The sequence below is a fragment of the Acinetobacter sp. ANC 4216 genome (genome assembly GCF_004331195.1).
GTDB classification, from domain to species: Bacteria; Pseudomonadota; Gammaproteobacteria; order Pseudomonadales; family Moraxellaceae; genus Acinetobacter; species Acinetobacter kookii.
In genome coordinates, this window is record NZ_SJOC01000005.1 from 96283 (window position 1) to 111568 (window position 15286).

A 15286-nucleotide genomic window follows, 5' to 3' on the forward strand; every position below is an offset into this window, starting at 1 on the left:
CGTTTTTCGCTTTGACTGTTATTTTCAAAATAAAACCGGATTGCACTCATGTCCTCAGTTTGAAGCCATCACTTCATACTGGCTAAAATCCAGTGGATTCGCGTGTTCCGATATCGGCTGGTAGGCTTGACTAAAAGTGGGAGACATGCGTTTTGGCCGACCTGTGGCAATTTCCACACAGGCCCATTTGGTATTCCCCATAAATAAAACGCTTTGGTCCTGGGGACGATAAAACACATATTGCCGGAAAGAATACAAGGCATTGATATCATCCAGCCAGGTACGCAAAATAATCTTTTCGCCTTCAAATGCCGCTTTACGGTATTGCACATGGTGCTCTACTGCAACCATGGCATGCTTCAGTTCCAGGTACTCACTCAAGCCCAAGCCCAGCGCATCAATATGTGCAGTAGCGACATCCTGCATCCAGTGCATATACACCACGTTATTCACGTGCCCCAGACTGTCAATATCTTTTGCTTGAACGGTGATTTCCAAATCAAAAACTGTGCTCATCTATTTTACTGATCCTTACGCTATGCAAAAATGACCTTCAAGGCCAGACAGTCTACGTAATTTTGCCTTGCAGTAAAATTGCAAAATAAAAAAAACCACTCGGCTATAGAGTGGTTTTCTGTTGAATAGATTGATTTATGCTATTCAATACGCATGCCTAGAATTGCGCGTTGATCCTGACGGATAATGGAAACCCGTGCAATTGAACCTTTTTTCAGTTCGGATACTGCCTTAATGAAGTCATTACTATTCAAAATGGTTTTATTATTGATTTGCGTAATGATATCTCCTGCAGCGATACGGGATTGTGAAGCGATCCCTCCCCGTTTGACTTCTTGAATCAGAATACCGCCTTTAAGATTCAGTTGGGATTGCTCACTGGCCGTCAAGTTACGAATCGTCACCCCCAAAACAGGACCTTTATTTTGGGCTGCCTGTTCCACCGGTGCCGGCGTGTCGTCCGGTGCAGTGGTCAACGTTGCCGAGATATTACGGGTCTTATCATCCCGCAAAACTTGCAATTGAATGTTTTGATTCGGTGAAGTCCGGTTTAAGTAATTAAGCAAATCAGAGGTTCTGGAAATAGGCAAGCCATTATATTTCAGGATCACATCACCCGCCTTAAAGCCAGCTCTGGCTGCCGGAGAGTTCGGTGCAACCTGGGTCACCAATGAACCTTCAGGTTTGGACAGGTTATAAGATTCTGCAAGGTTGCGATCGATATCCTGCAACATCACCCCCAGATATGAACGGGTGACCTTGCCATTCTTTTTCAGCTGCTCTGCCACATCCATCGCCACATCAATCGGGATGGAAAATGACAGGCCCATATATCCGCCGGTACCGCTGAAGATACGCGAGTTTACCCCAACCACTTCACCGTTCTGGTTAAACAGGGGACCGCCTGAGTTACCCGGATTCAAGGCTACATCGGTTTGGATAAAAGGCACCGAGGTTTCCCCCATCATGTTGCGCATTTTCGCACTGACAATTCCGGCAGATGCAGAATAGTCAAAACCGAACGGTGAACCAATCGCCAGTACCGGCTCACCGACTTTGAGTCGGTCTACATTACCTGTACGCAATTCAGGGAAATTGGAACCATTGACTTTGAGCAATGCCACATCGGTACGGGCATCACTTCCGACCACAGTGGCATCAATTTCACGGCGGTCATTAAACATAATGGTCACTTTAGATGCATCTTCAATCACATGGTGGTTGGTTAACAGATAACCATCCTTACTGATAAAGAATGCACTGCCGTAAGCGGTTTTCTCTTGCTGAGCCTGTTGCTGCGGAACAATCACCTGATTGCCAAAAAAGCGTTTTAAAATTTCAGGGATTTGCTGCTGGATCAGCTCTTCCTGAGTCATTTTTTTAACGACATTGACACTCACTACAGCAGGGCTGACCTGTTCAACCAGATTAGAAAAGTCTACCGAGGAAGCTGCTTGTGTTTGCATCGCTGCCATGGTGAATACAGCAGCATACATTCCTTTTTGTATATAGCGATTGTTCATGTAAAGCATTCACTCCATTCATTATAAGTATGCGTAAACAGTATTTAGCATAAAACATGCCTGTCTTGGGTAATAATATGTTTGATTATATTTGTATAAACAACAGCTTAAATATTTCTTAAAAGTTTGTTGCCTTATTACTTTTTCTCATCATACATTAGCATATTAGGTCTTGTTTTTTGAGTAAAAAAGGGGTGTTATTAGCAAACTTTTTTCAAATTAGCTGATGGACATGTCTAATTTAAATACAACACATCATTTTGACGTGATCATTGTGGGCAGTGGTGGCGCAGGTTTGAGTCTGGCCTTATCATTACCCGATCATTTCAATATTGCTGTTTTGGCCAAATCGACACTCACCGAAGCCAGTACTTTTTATGCGCAAGGCGGCGTTGCTGCGGTTTTAGATGAAACCGACTCCATTGCACAACATATTGATGACACCATGATTGCAGGTGCGCAGTTATGCGAACGTGAAGCCGTCAAGCAGACTGTAGAAGGCGGCAAACCTTCGGTCGATTTCCTGTTAAAACATGGCGTGCAATTTACCTTAGATGAACAGGAACAGCTGCATTTAACCCGTGAAGGTGGTCATTCACAGCGCCGTATTATCCATGCCGCAGATGCGACCGGTCGTGCCATTTCAACCACTTTGGTGCAACGTGCCCGTGAAAAGCAAAACATCACGATTTTTGAAAACTATATTGCCATTGATTTAATCACTTCAAAAAAACTCGGCCTGAAAGATCAAAGTAATCGTGCCCTAGGCTTATACGCGCTCGATGAAAAGACTGAAAAAGTCCATACTTTCTTGGCACCTTCTACAGCCTTGGCGTGTGGCGGGGCGATGAAAGCCTATCTGTATACCTCTAATCCGGATATTGCGACCGGTGATGGCATTGCCATGGCCTATCGTGCCGGATGCCGGGTTGCCAACATGGAATTCAACCAGTTCCATCCGACCTGCCTGTATCATCCGCAAGCACGTTCCTTTTTAATTACCGAAGCCATGCGCGGTGAAGGGGCTTATTTACGCTTGCCGGACGGTGAACGTTTCATGCTGCGTTTTGACGAACGTGCGGAACTGGCACCGCGTGATATCGTGGCCCGTGCCATTGACTATGAAATTAAGCGTTTGGGTATCCGTCATGTCTGGCTGGACATTACCCATAAAGATGAAGCGTTTATTAAAGAGCACTTCCCGACCCTGTATGCACGTTTGCTTGAATTAGGAATCGACATTACCAAGGACATGATTCCCGTGGTTCCTGCGGCCCACTATACCTGTGGCGGCGTGGTGGTTGATGAAAATAGCCAGACCGACATTGAAGGTTTATATGCCATTGGTGAAACTTCTTATACCGGCTTGCATGGTGCTAACCGAATGGCCAGTAACTCACTTTTAGAATGTTTCGTATATGGCATGAGCGCAGCAAAACATATAGAAAGCCTGTTCAATCCGGATTATGTTTCACCCGCTATCCCTGCCTGGGATGATTCCCAAGTGATGAATCCGGATGAAGATGTCGTTATTCTGCAAAACTGGGATGAACTACGTCAGACCATGTGGAACTATGTGGGCATTGTACGGACCACCAAACGCCTGCAACGTGCCTTACATCGTATTGAAATGTTGAAGCGTGAAATCACCGAGTATTACCAGGATTACCAGGTCAGCAAAAACCTGATTGAACTGCGTAACCTGGTACTGGTTTCAGAGATGATTGTGCGCTGTGCCATGGAACGCAAGGAATCACGCGGTTTGCACTACACTCTGGATTATCCGGAGCTTGGACCTGAACTGCGTAAAACGGTACTGACTCCACCAAACTTTAAGGTGGAAACCCCGTTGGTCAATGTGGATGCTTAAATCCGTGTAGCATAAATAAAAAGACCGAACATTTTGTTCGGTCTTTTTCAATCTGCATGATGTCTATTTATTGCCGGGGTGGGATGGAATAAGTACCTACCGCGTGGGCAATCGGTTCATCCAGATCAATGGAATATAACCATACATCCCCGACAATGAGGGCTTTACCCACTTTCATTAATTGGCAAACTGCACGAATATCCTGTGCTGCGGTCGGTTTTCTTAAAAAATTAACCGATAAATTGGTCGTGACAGCCAATGCCACAATCCCGATTTCCCCGAGTATCGCAATATAAAGCGCATAATCGGCAGCAGTCATCATGGTGGGGCCAGACACCGTTCCACCCGGTCTTAAATCTGCACTTCCCACATGATAAATAATGGATGCGCCTTTTTCAGTGACGGTTTCTATTTCGCATTTTTGCAGGCTTTGCGGAAACTCGCGTTGCAAAAAATCAATAATTTCGGCTTTATTACTTTTCATTGTTGATAAAAAATCTTCCATAATGTTAGCCACTATAGAAGATTTTTCATTTAAACCCAATTAAAGAGAATGGCTACACCGATTGCAAACATGCAAGTGCCTGGTGAAATACCTGTTCTGGGGTTTGGGTGGCATCCAGACGCTTAATCCGTTCACCTTGCCGTTCCCAAAGCTCCTGATAGCCTGAACGTACTTTCTCAAAAAAAGCCGCTTTTTCCTGTTCAAAACGGTCCAATGCACCCCGTGCACGCGCGCGCGACATTCCCAGTTCAGTCGGCGCATCCAGCCAAAAAGTGATATCAGGCATATGTGAAACAAAGTTGGCATTCAATAACTGTAATTTTTCTTTGCTTAAGCCACGCCCTGCACACTGATAGGCAAAACTGGCATCGGTAAAACGGTCACACAGTACTGTTTTACCTGCCGCCAATGCAGGAACAATGACTTGCTGTAAATGCTGTGCACGTGCCGCATACATTAACAGTAGTTCGGTGTCGTTCGACATGCTTTCTTCATGATTGACTGACAGCAACAGGGAACGGATTTGTTCTGCCATCGGCGTGCCACCCGGTTCACGTGTAAGAACGACATCTTGACCTTGCTGAACCAAGTGCTCGTGGATTTTACGAATGAGTGTGGTTTTCCCGACACCTTCAGTGCCTTCAAAACTAATAAACATCCCCACTCCTTAATTTTTTGAACGAATGACAGTTAAATATTCTTGCACAGCGCGATTATGCTCATCCAAACTTGCGCTAAATTTATGGCCACCATTGCCCGTAGCCACAAAATAGATATTGTTGGAATTGTCCGGGTGCATAGCCGCTTCTATGGCTTTTTGACTTGGCAAAGCAATCGGCGTCGGCGGTAAACCATTGTTAGTATAGGTATTATATGGCGTAGGCGTGCGCAAATCGGTACGGGTGATGTTGCCATTATAACGGTCGCCCATGCCATAAATTACGGTTGGATCGGTTTGCAGACGCATGCCTTGTTGCAGACGACGCACAAACACCCCCGACACCTGATTTAACTCATAATCCAGGCTGGTTTCTTTTTCCACAATGGAAGCCATAATCAGCGCTTCATATTTATCCTTATAAGGTAAGCCGCCTGCACGGTTTTCCCATGCCGTATCCAAAGCCTTCATTTGACGTTTATATAAATCGGTCAAAATCTTCTTATCGCTTTCCCCTTTGGCAAAGAAATAGGTATCTGGCGCGAACAGGCCTTCGGGATGATTAAACGGAATACCTAATGCTTTTAGCATTTGATCCTGAGGCAGATTAATCACATCCTTGGTAACCAGATCATCCTTTTTCAGCTGCGCAATCAGCTGTTTAAACGTGGTGCCTTCAATCACCAGAATACGGTTCATCTGTGCATTTTCAGCATTCGAGACCAGTTCCATGACTTCACGTACCGACATGCCTTGATGAATTTCATAAACACCTGCTTTCATGCTGTCATGAATCATGATTTTTTGATAAAGCTTCAACACGACAGGAAAACTGACTTTATTTTCCTTGGCTAAACGGTCAATAAAGCTGGAATAACTATCACCGTCTCCAATCGCCAGCATTTGCTTTTCACCTTGCACCGGATAGGACCTGAACAAGCTTGACCCCAGGATTACGCCAATCAGGACCACAAAACCTGCAATTAGAACGACAATGCCTTTGAATGGAAATACGCGGGTTACTTTCTTTTTCGATTTTTTCTTTGGGCTGGACATATTAATGAATCTGATCTAATTGAAGGATATTAAAAAGTTCAATACACGGTTGAACATTCAACGCGTGTTGATTAAGTTCAGTCACAACTTTCATGGGACTTAGGGCATTACAGAAAAACAGGCTTTCAAATTTTGCAATGTCATCCAGATCGATAAAACGCTGTTCGCATTGAATGCCATGCTGCTGCATCCGGGACAAAATTTCCGCCCGCATCACCCCATGCACGCCATTATAGCGAAGTTCCGGTGTAACCCATGTATTGTTTAAACGAATGAAACAATTACTGCTTACTCCTTCAACAACCGTCCCTTGTACATCGGTCACCAAAGCCTCTGCCCATCCGCGCTGATCGGCTTCATGTTTTAACAGGACCTGTTCCAGTCGGTTCAGGCTTTTTAAGCCGACCAGATTGGGCATGCTCAAGCCCAATGCCTGTTGTAGTACCCCGGATTTAATTTTCTCTATCTGAAAATCATCCACTGCTTTGGGATAAAAAAACACCCAGACATCGGCCGGATGATCTGGCAGGCTATAACCGCGCTGCCCCTCTCCGCGACTGATGATGATTTTCAATGTGCCATTGACTTGCAAAAATTGCTGCTGCAACACAGCCAAAGTTTTTTCAATGCAGCTTAAATCTGCCTGCAGCATCAGCCGCTCACAACTTAACTGTAACCGCGACTTATGCAAATTTTCGAGTTCCATTTTGCCATGCCGAACACGTGCTGTAGTGAAACAGCCATCTCCGTAATGAAAGGCACGGTCCTGTAATGACACTTCATTTATTTCCCGTGCATTCTTAAAACATGGCATAACAAATATCCTGCAAATGATGACCTAGTTTAAAAATAGTGGCGCTGAATTGATAGCTTTTTTATTCATATCAAATTCATTTCTTATTATTTTTTTCATATAAAAGATAAAGCTATGCTTGGCCCCGTTACGAAACATTCATAATTCAAATTCAAAGGACAGTAAAATGCGTACATTAAAAATCGGGGTTTTGGCAGCACTTATTTCAGCAACCTCTTTTACTGCACTGGCAAAAGACTTTTTAAACGTTTCCTATGATCCAACCCGTGAATTGTATGAAAACTACAACAAAGAGTTTGGCGCATACTGGAAGAAAACCACCGGCCAAGATATTAACTTTAAACAGTCACACGGCGGATCTGGCAAACAGGCGCGTGCGGTGATTGATGGCCTGAATGCCGATGTGGTGACACTGGCACTTGCAGCAGATATTGATGCCATTGCCGAAAATTCAAATCTTTTACCAAAAAACTGGCAAAAACAGTTCCCGAATAACTCTACCCCATATACCTCCACCATTGTATTCCTGGTACGTAAGGGCAACCCGAAAGGCATTAAGGACTGGGGAGATCTGGTCAAAAATGATGTGGGCATTATTACCCCAAACCCGAAAACGTCTGGCGGTGCCCGCTGGAACTATCTTGCAGCCTGGGCTTGGGCGAAACATCAGCCAGGCGGTAACGATGCCAAAGCACAGGAATTTGTACGTAAAATCTATAAAAACACCAAAGTCCTGGACTCAGGTGCACGTGGATCAACCACAACATTTGCAGAACGTGGCATTGGTGATGTCTTGCTGGCATGGGAAAACGAAGCTCACCTAGCGATCCGCGAACAACCGGGCAAGTTTGAAATTATCACGCCGTCATTGTCTATTTTGGCTGAACCCCCCGTTGCCATTGTAGAAAAGAATGCCCAAAAAGACGGCAACCTGAATTTAGCTAAAGCCTACTTAAATTACCTGTATTCACCTGCAGGTCAAAAGATTGCTGCCAGTAACTTCTACCGTCCACGTAATGCAGTAGTATTGGCAAAATACAAATCCGTATTCAAACCACTGAAACTGGTCACTATTGATAAAGAATTTGGCGGATGGAGCAAAGTCCAAAAAGCACATTTTGAAAATGGCGGCGTATTTGACCAGATTGTGAAAGCCAATAGCAGTAAATAATCTCAGTCACTTAATCTAAGCATCAGTTTTATGAATAAGGCTGGTGCTTATTTTATAAAACAAGTCCATTTATCTTTTTTATTCATATAAAATTCATTTTTTATTATTTTTTATGCATAAAGAAGAAGGCTATTCTGTACCTCTGTAATGAAACATATTAAGAATATTGAGGTTCGCATGAGCATTTCGGCAAAATTGAAACTTGGGGTTTTAGCAGCAGTTATATCTACCATTTCTTTAGGTGCTGCAGCGAAAGATTTTCTCAATGTCTCTTATGACCCAACACGCGAACTGTATGAAAGCGTAAACAAAGATTTCAGCAAATACTGGGAAAGCCGTACCGGTCAGAAAATCAATTTCAAGCAGTCTCATGGCGGTTCAGGCAAACAGGCTCGAGCAGTGATTGATGGCCTGGATGCCGATGTGGTGACTTTAGCCCTTTCTGCCGACATTGATGTGATTGCGGAAAAAACCAGACAGTTACCTGCAGACTGGCAAAAGAAGCTGCCGCATAACTCGACACCCTATACCTCTACCATCGTATTTTTAGTGCGTAAAGGCAACCCGAAACACATTAAGGACTGGGGTGATCTGGTTAAACCGGGAGTAGGCATCATTACCCCAAACCCTAAAACTTCTGGCGGCGCACGCTGGAACTATCTGGCGGCATGGGCTTGGGCAAAACACCAGGCGGGTGGCAACGACAAAACTGCACAGGAATTTGTGCGTAAAATTTATAAAAACACCAAGGTTCTCGATTCTGGCGCACGCGGTTCAACCACAACATTTGCAGAACGTGGCATTGGTGATGTGCTGCTGGCTTGGGAAAACGAAGCTTACTTAGCCCTTCGTGAACAACCAGGTAAGTTTGAAATTATCACACCATCTTTGTCTATTTTGGCTGAGCCACCCGTGGCGATTGTCGAAAAAAATGCAGAGAAAAAAGGCAACAAATATCTCGCTCAAGGCTACTTGAACTTCCTTTACTCGCCACGCGGCCAGCAACATGCGGCTGAGAACTTTTATCGTCCACGCAACGCAAAAACACTGGCGCAATACAGCAAGGTATTCAAGCCATTAAAACTGGTCAGCATCGATCAGGAATTTGGCGGCTGGAATAAAGTTCAAAAAGCGCACTTTGAAAATGGCGGCGTATTTGACCAGATTGTTAAAGCCAATAATGCAAAATAACAGTATTCGATAGACAGGAGCATCGACATGATTCATACCGTAATTGTTCCGGGCGTAGGTGGCAGTGAGCCTGCCCACTGGCAGTCATGGCTACAACGACAGCTCATGTCATGCTCCCGTGTGCAGCAACAGGACTGGAACACGCCTGTGTTACAAAACTGGGTTGCCGAGTTTGTAAAGACCGTGGCACCTATTCAAGGCAGCATCCAGATTGTGGCGCATAGTTTTGGCTGTTTAACCACAGTGGCAGCTTTAGCCCAGCATCCGGAACTCAATCAAAAAATTAAAAATTTGATTCTGGTTGCACCAGCCAACCCTGCCCGTTTTGGTGAAGCCGGTTTTTCACGTGATAGCCAGCAAGATTATCAACGCTATTTTCATCAGCTGAAAATTGCGGTGCCAACCACTTTACTGATCAGTGAAAATGATCCCTGGTTAAATTTTGAAGATGCCCAGCAACTTGCAAAGGCGTGGAAACTTAATCCGGTTAATCTGGGTCAGGTTGGACATATTAATGTTGCTTCCGGTTTTGGGCCTTTTCCTGAAATTTTTGATTATCTGATTTCAGAAAATGTGCTGCAAAATATCAATTTTACTGATGACAGCAAGTGCTTTTTTAAATTTGCAATTTAAACCCTGCAAATTATGCTTGTGCCGAATTAAACTTTTATTTTCGCTGACTTTATTGGTCAGTAGTCGCTCTTTTTAAGGAATCATCATGTCGCAGCGATCCCGAGTGCTGCCAGGATTTGGTCTTTCTCTAGGCTTTACCCTAGCGTATCTATCATTAATCGTGCTTATTCCATTATCTGCGGTGTTTATCAAATCGCTAGGTATAGGCTGGGACGGTTTATGGGAAATTTTAAGTTCAGAACGTATCTTAAAATCTTTGCAGTTAAGTTTTAGCGCTGCCCTAATTGCAGCCTTAGTCAACGTGGTGTTTGGCTTGTTACTGGCATGGTGCCTGGTGCGTTACAGTTTTCCCGGTAAACGCATTGTTGATGCTTTGGTCGATTTGCCCTTTGCCCTGCCGACAGCTGTGGCGGGTATTGCCTTAACCTCGTTATATGCACCGACTGGCTGGATTGGCCAGTATCTGGAACCGATGGGAATTAAAGTAGCCTACACCCCGATCGGGATTACGCTGGCGCTGATTTTTATTGGCTTGCCTTTCGTGGTACGTACCGTACAGCCTGTACTGAGTGACCTTGAAACCGAACTTGAAGAAGCGGCTTCTGCTCTGGGTGCCAACCGTTTTCAGATTGTCACAAAAATTATCCTGCCAATTCTGTTTCCAGCGCTACTGACCGGTTTTGCCCTGGCCTTTGCACGCGGTGTAGGTGAATATGGTTCCGTGATTTTCATTGCCGGTAACCAGCCGTTTGAAACTGAAATTGCGCCCCTGATGATTATTTCCCGTCTGGAAGAATATGACTATGCCGGTGCAACCACCATTGCCGTGGTCATGTTAGTACTGTCTTTTGCCATCTTGTTCCTGATTAACTTGTTACAAGCTTGGGCAAGCAAACGTACCGGGAGAACTGCACGATGAGTTTAATCACCAATAGCAATGCCTTAGCCGAGAAATTACAGTCCCGCGATGCAACGCGTGAACCAGCCTGGGTTCGCTATTTACTGCTGACCATTGCCCTGATTTTCTTTTTAAGCTGTCTAATTCTGCCCTTAATTCTGGTCTTTGTGGAAGCATTTAAACAGGGGGTTGGGGTTTATTTTCAGGCACTGGTGCATCCAGATACCTTGTCTGCCGTGAAACTGACCTTATTGACTGCCGCAATTGCCGTGCCATTAAATGTGGTGTTTGGCGTAGCAGCCGCATGGTCTGTAGCAAAATTCAATTTCCGTGGCAAATCCATTTTAACCACCATTATTGATATACCTTTCTCGGTTTCCCCGGTTATCGCCGGCATGATGCTGGTTCTGATTTTCGGTACTCAAGGCTGGCTTGGCGGCTGGTTAATGGACAATGACATTAAAATCCTGTATGCCATTCCTGCCATTGTACTTGCTACCGTGTTTATTACCGTTCCTTTTGTGGCGCGTGAACTGATTCCTTTAATGGAAGCCCAAGGTACCGAGGAAGAAGAAGCTGCGATTGTACTGGGTGCTTCAGGCTGGCAAACTTTCTGGAAAGTGACCTTACCCAACATCAAATGGGGTCTGATTTACGGGGTGATTCTGTGTAATGCCCGTGCCATGGGTGAATTCGGTGCCGTATCGGTAGTGTCAGGCCACATTCGCGGCGAAACCAATACCCTGCCGCTACATGTAGAAATCCTTTACAACGAATATACCTTTAGTGCGGCATTTGCAGTGTCATCGCTTCTGGCGTTACTGGCAATTGTGACCCTGATCCTGAAAACATGGGTAGAAGTACGCCAGGAAAAACAAAACAAACGTAATGACGATTCAACAGTTTCTTAAGGAATGACATCATGAGTATTCAAGTTAAAAATATTGAAAAACACTTTGGTGCTTTCCATGCACTTAAAAATATCTCGCTGGACTTTCCAGATGGTCAGCTGGTGGCATTACTCGGCCCATCTGGCTGCGGTAAAACCACATTGCTGCGTATTATCGCAGGGCTGGAATCGGCAGATGGCGGTCAGGTGATTCTGGAAGGCGAAGATGCAACCAATGTGCATGTACGTGAACGTGAAGTCGGTTTTGTATTCCAGCATTATGCGCTGTTCCGTCATATGACCGTATTTGACAACATTGCCTTTGGTTTACGTGTGCGTCCGCGCTCTACCCGACCATCGGAAGCTGAAATTAAAAAACGTGTGACCCGCCTGCTTGATCTGGTTCAGCTGGGCTTTCTGGCCGACCGTTATCCTGCACAGCTATCAGGGGGCCAACGTCAACGTATTGCCCTGGCACGCGCTTTAGCAGTTGAACCTCGTGTATTATTGCTGGATGAACCTTTTGGCGCACTCGATGCCAAGGTGCGTAAAGAATTGCGTCGCTGGTTACGTACTTTGCATGATGAATTGCATATCACCTCGATTTTCGTCACGCACGATCAGGAAGAGGCTTTGGAAGTCGCCGATCAAATCGTGGTGATGAACAAAGGCAATGTCGAACAGATCGGTTCACCACGTGAAGTTTATGAAAAACCGGCAACGCCGTTTGTATTTGACTTCCTGGGTCAGGCCAACCGTTTCGAAGGTCAAAACCAGCAAGGCATTATCCAGATTGGTGACGACCATCTGCAACTGCCGCAGGTGAAAGATGCTCCGCAAGGCAATGTGATTGCCTTTGCCCGTCCAAATGAATTGCGTATTCATGCCACACCGCAAGAAAATGCCATTCAGGCCACTTTTCTGCGTGAAATCTGGATTGCCGGCAAAGTCATTGCTGAACTTCAAGATCGTCAAGGGAATTTAATTGAAATTTCACTTAATTCTGAAGAAGCGAAGTTACATCAATTCAAGCCAAATCAAACAGTGTGGTTAAGTCCAACGGCATTGCACCTGTTTGCCAATGACGTCGCTTAATAACAAATAGATGGGGCAAAAACAGCCCCATCCTCTTTAGGGTATACAGCATTATGAATTTCCAACAATTAAGAATTATTCGAGAAACTGTTAGACAAAACTTTAATTTAACCGAAGCTTCGGCAGCACTTTATACTTCGCAATCTGGCGTAAGTAAGCACATTAAAGATTTAGAAGATGAACTGGGCGTACAGCTGTTTATCCGTAAAGGGAAACGTTTATTGGGACTGACCGAACCGGGCCAGTCTTTACTCGGAATCGTGGAACGCATGCTGGTAGATGCCGACAATATTAAACGTCTGGCAGATGACTTTAACCGCGTCGATGAAGGTACGCTGACCATTGCAACCACGCATACCCAAGCGCGTTATGTATTACCGCCGATTGTGAACCAGTTCAAAAAAGAATTCCCCAAAGTTCATTTGATTCTGCAACAGGCCAGCCCGGTTGAAATTACCGAAATGTTGCTGCAAGGTGAAGCGGATATTGGTATTGCCACCGAGTCTCTGACCACGGAAGAAAATCTGGCCAGCGTACCTTATTATAATTGGCAGCACAGTATTATTACTCCGCAAAACCATGCGCTTGCCAATAAAGCAGACATCACCCTGGAAGACTTGGCGCAATATCCGATTATTACCTACCATGGCGGTTTCACAGGCCGTTCTAAAATTGACAAAGCCTTTGAAGAGGCAGGCATTGACGTTGATATTGTGATGTCAGCACTGGATGCCGATGTCATCAAAACCTATGTCGAATTGAATATGGGGGTCGGTATTGTCAACAATGTCGCTTATGATGCTGAACGTGACTATCGCCTCAAACAGATTCAAACCGATATCTTTGGGGTAAATACCACCTGGATTGCGGTGCGCAAAGGCCATTTGCTGCGCGGTTATGGCTATGAGTTTATTTCACTCTGCTCGCCAGAAGCCGACATTAAGGCACTGAAAAAAGTGGCTTATCCAGAAGAATAAGCATTTCATGATTTTTTAAAATGAGGGATATAAAAATATCCCTTTTTTCATTCATTTTTCACTGCAAAGACTGATTTATAAAAATACTTTCAATTATTCAATCATTTAAATAAAAAAAATCCACACAATACTTGCTCATTCCATACAAAATCACATACAGTAACCCTGTTCATAAAAAGAATTTTATTTCATGTGTGTATTCACACTTTATACAGACATTGACATAACAAAAAAAATTGAATGGGGATATCCATGAAAGCAGCGGCATTTGGCATCAGTATTTGCATTTTCATGCCTGGCGATCTCTATGCTTCGGCACTGGAAAGCTCTAGCCAATCCATCGCCTCTTTTTTACAACCGCATCATTATGCCGAGCTCTCAACTGCTATTGTAGATGCCAATATTTCAGGCAAAACGCTTCGACCAGATGCAAATAATCCCTCCACATTTACTGAAATTTCTACCCCCAATTTTACGGATTCCTTTTATATTTCAAATGCCGCATTTAAATTACAATTACACCCTCACTGGTCTTTGGGGCTAATTTACGATCAGCCTTTTGGTACAGATATCGGCTACGCGCTAGAACCTGTCGTCAGCAGTCCTGCCGATTTAGTCAATGCCATACATTTCCAACTGGACACCCATAATTTAACCGCCCTTATCGGTTATCAGCCCAATCCATCCTGGAATTTTTATACGGGTTTAAGTTATCAAACCCTGGATACAGAGCTGAAAATTTCAGGACAATCGATGGGAATACTGGCTGATTATATAGCAACTACGGATCAAGACCCGGCTGTAGGCTGGTTAACAGGCATCAGTTATGAAATACCCGAATATGCGCTGAAGACTTCTCTCACCTATCGTTCCAGGATTCAGCATAAACCGCAATTTCATGAGCAGACATCATCTACACCTGAAATTCCCATCTTGAATTTAACTTCTACACAGCACATCAGCATCGACACACCGCAGTCCATAAACCTGGAGTTTCGATCCGGGATTACGCCAAGAAATATCGTGTATAGCACGTTGCGTTGGGTAAATTGGAAAAAATTCAAAATGATATCCCCCCTGATGAGTTCAACTGAGCCTGTACCAGTCAATTTGGTGGATTATCAGAAAAATCAGCTTTCCACCACCCTGGGAGTTGCCCATGTCTTCAATGAGCAATGGACTACGGCTCTGGATATAGGATTCGATTCAGGTATTGGCAATTCAGCTTCCACCTTAAGCCCTTCGGATGATTACTACAGTTTTGGGGTTGGCGGTTTTTATCATATGCGCTCTAATTTATTTATTGCCGGGGGCATCAAATATTTTAGACTCAACAAAGCTAAAGTTGAGCAAAATCAGGCAGGTTCAGGCAGTCTGTTTGGTGTGTTATCTTCGGTAAATCATAACAAGATTATTGCTTATGGTCTGAAGCTCGGTTACCGCTTTTAACTAAAATGGTTTCATTTTAAAAAATAAAAAACGGGCCGAAG

Annotated in this window: 15 protein-coding genes; 9 read left to right on the forward strand and 6 right to left on the reverse strand. The window is 44.4% G+C overall.

The features are described from left to right. Positions 1 to 54 precede the first annotated feature (54 nt). Together E0H88_RS05430 and E0H88_RS05435 are read right to left on the reverse strand one after the other, a co-directional pair. On the reverse strand, positions 55 to 516 hold the full coding sequence (locus E0H88_RS05430; RefSeq protein ID WP_131273385.1) for an acyl-CoA thioesterase: 462 nt from the start codon (positions 514 to 516) through the stop codon (positions 55 to 57). 140 nt (positions 517 to 656) lie between these two features. Continuing rightward, positions 657 to 2039, reverse strand: a complete 1383-nt coding sequence (locus E0H88_RS05435) for a Do family serine endopeptidase (protein ID WP_131273386.1) — start codon at positions 2037 to 2039, stop codon at positions 657 to 659. A 226-nt stretch (positions 2040 to 2265) separates the two neighbouring features. On the opposite strand from E0H88_RS05435, the gene nadB reads away from it, so the two are divergent. Further along, a complete protein-coding gene (gene nadB, locus E0H88_RS05440; protein WP_165493278.1) occupies positions 2266 to 3909 on the forward strand; it encodes an L-aspartate oxidase in 1644 nt (547 codons plus the stop codon). A 67-nt stretch (positions 3910 to 3976) separates the two neighbouring features. Here the strand turns inward: nadB and E0H88_RS05445 are convergent, their stop codons facing one another. From E0H88_RS05445 to pabC, 4 genes are all read right to left on the reverse strand, one after another. Further along, positions 3977 to 4393 carry a PaaI family thioesterase gene (locus E0H88_RS05445; RefSeq protein ID WP_131273388.1) on the reverse strand — a complete coding sequence of 139 codons (417 nt, stop codon included), beginning with the start codon at positions 4391 to 4393 and terminating at the stop codon, positions 3977 to 3979. Between the two features lie 73 nt (positions 4394 to 4466). Further along, complete coding sequence (gene tmk, locus E0H88_RS05450; RefSeq protein WP_131273389.1) at positions 4467 to 5072, reverse strand: dTMP kinase; 606 nt, start codon at positions 5070 to 5072, stop codon at positions 4467 to 4469. A 9-nt stretch (positions 5073 to 5081) separates the two neighbouring features. Next, positions 5082 to 6128: an endolytic transglycosylase MltG gene (gene mltG / locus E0H88_RS05455; protein WP_131273390.1), complete on the reverse strand. Its 1047-nt coding sequence runs from the start codon at positions 6126 to 6128 to the stop codon at positions 5082 to 5084. Between the two features lies 1 nt (position 6129). Continuing rightward, complete coding sequence (pabC, locus tag E0H88_RS05460) at positions 6130 to 6942, reverse strand: aminodeoxychorismate lyase (RefSeq protein WP_131273391.1); 813 nt, start codon at positions 6940 to 6942, stop codon at positions 6130 to 6132. Positions 6943 to 7108: 166 nt separating this feature from the next. Here pabC and E0H88_RS05465 point away from each other — a divergent pair, with 166 nt between their 5' ends. The 8 genes from E0H88_RS05465 to E0H88_RS05500 all read left to right on the forward strand — a co-directional run bounded on the left by E0H88_RS05465 (position 7109) and on the right by E0H88_RS05500 (position 15245). Beyond that, positions 7109 to 8113 (forward strand): sulfate ABC transporter substrate-binding protein, encoded by a 1005-nt coding sequence (locus tag E0H88_RS05465; RefSeq protein ID WP_131273392.1) that lies wholly within the window; start codon positions 7109 to 7111, stop codon positions 8111 to 8113. A gap of 177 nt (positions 8114 to 8290) precedes the next feature. Continuing rightward, complete coding sequence (locus tag E0H88_RS05470; RefSeq protein WP_131273393.1) at positions 8291 to 9304, forward strand: sulfate ABC transporter substrate-binding protein; 1014 nt, start codon at positions 8291 to 8293, stop codon at positions 9302 to 9304. A 27-nt stretch (positions 9305 to 9331) separates the two neighbouring features. Then, complete coding sequence (locus tag E0H88_RS05475) at positions 9332 to 9937, forward strand: alpha/beta hydrolase (protein ID WP_092818605.1); 606 nt, start codon at positions 9332 to 9334, stop codon at positions 9935 to 9937. Positions 9938 to 10022: 85 nt separating this feature from the next. Next, positions 10023 to 10856, forward strand: coding sequence for a sulfate ABC transporter permease subunit CysT (cysT, locus tag E0H88_RS05480; protein WP_131273394.1), 834 nt, complete (start codon positions 10023 to 10025; stop codon positions 10854 to 10856). Beyond that, the gene (gene cysW, locus E0H88_RS05485) at positions 10853 to 11746 is read left to right on the forward strand and encodes a sulfate ABC transporter permease subunit CysW (RefSeq protein ID WP_131273395.1); all 894 of its coding nucleotides are present in this window, start codon (positions 10853 to 10855) and stop codon (positions 11744 to 11746) included. Before cysT ends, cysW begins: the two co-directional genes overlap by 4 nt. 11 nt (positions 11747 to 11757) lie before the next feature. Then, on the forward strand, positions 11758 to 12819 hold the full coding sequence (locus tag E0H88_RS05490) for a sulfate/molybdate ABC transporter ATP-binding protein (protein ID WP_131273396.1): 1062 nt from the start codon (positions 11758 to 11760) through the stop codon (positions 12817 to 12819). Between the two features lie 53 nt (positions 12820 to 12872). Continuing rightward, a complete protein-coding gene (locus E0H88_RS05495; RefSeq protein ID WP_092818609.1) occupies positions 12873 to 13796 on the forward strand; it encodes a CysB family HTH-type transcriptional regulator in 924 nt (307 codons plus the stop codon). Positions 13797 to 14048: 252 nt separating this feature from the next. Beyond that, positions 14049 to 15245, forward strand: a complete 1197-nt coding sequence (locus E0H88_RS05500) for an OmpP1/FadL family transporter (RefSeq protein WP_165493279.1) — start codon at positions 14049 to 14051, stop codon at positions 15243 to 15245. Positions 15246 to 15286 lie beyond the last annotated feature (41 nt).

Bases quoted from the DNA above. Each gene is read 5' to 3' on its own strand.
- nadB (WP_165493278.1), top strand. From the start codon at position 2,266: ATGGACATGTCTAATTTAAATACAACACATCATTTTGACGTGATCATT.
- cysW (WP_131273395.1), top strand. From the start codon at position 10,853: ATGAGTTTAATCACCAATAGCAATGCCTTAGCCGAGAAATTACAGTCC.
- E0H88_RS05430 (WP_131273385.1), bottom strand. From the start codon at position 516: ATGAGCACAGTTTTTGATTTGGAAATCACCGTTCAAGCAAAAGATATT.
- E0H88_RS05465 (WP_131273392.1), top strand. From the start codon at position 7,109: ATGCGTACATTAAAAATCGGGGTTTTGGCAGCACTTATTTCAGCAACC.
- E0H88_RS05445 (WP_131273388.1), bottom strand. From the start codon at position 4,393: ATGAAAAGTAATAAAGCCGAAATTATTGATTTTTTGCAACGCGAGTTT.
- E0H88_RS05435 (WP_131273386.1), bottom strand. From the start codon at position 2,039: ATGAACAATCGCTATATACAAAAAGGAATGTATGCTGCTGTATTCACC.
- pabC (WP_131273391.1), bottom strand. From the start codon at position 6,942: ATGCCATGTTTTAAGAATGCACGGGAAATAAATGAAGTGTCATTACAG.
- E0H88_RS05490 (WP_131273396.1), top strand. From the start codon at position 11,758: ATGAGTATTCAAGTTAAAAATATTGAAAAACACTTTGGTGCTTTCCAT.
- E0H88_RS05475 (WP_092818605.1), top strand. From the start codon at position 9,332: ATGATTCATACCGTAATTGTTCCGGGCGTAGGTGGCAGTGAGCCTGCC.
- mltG (WP_131273390.1), bottom strand. From the start codon at position 6,128: ATGTCCAGCCCAAAGAAAAAATCGAAAAAGAAAGTAACCCGCGTATTT.
- E0H88_RS05470 (WP_131273393.1), top strand. From the start codon at position 8,291: ATGAGCATTTCGGCAAAATTGAAACTTGGGGTTTTAGCAGCAGTTATA.
- tmk (WP_131273389.1), bottom strand. From the start codon at position 5,072: ATGTTTATTAGTTTTGAAGGCACTGAAGGTGTCGGGAAAACCACACTC.
- E0H88_RS05495 (WP_092818609.1), top strand. From the start codon at position 12,873: ATGAATTTCCAACAATTAAGAATTATTCGAGAAACTGTTAGACAAAAC.
- cysT (WP_131273394.1), top strand. From the start codon at position 10,023: ATGTCGCAGCGATCCCGAGTGCTGCCAGGATTTGGTCTTTCTCTAGGC.
- E0H88_RS05500 (WP_165493279.1), top strand. From the start codon at position 14,049: ATGAAAGCAGCGGCATTTGGCATCAGTATTTGCATTTTCATGCCTGGC.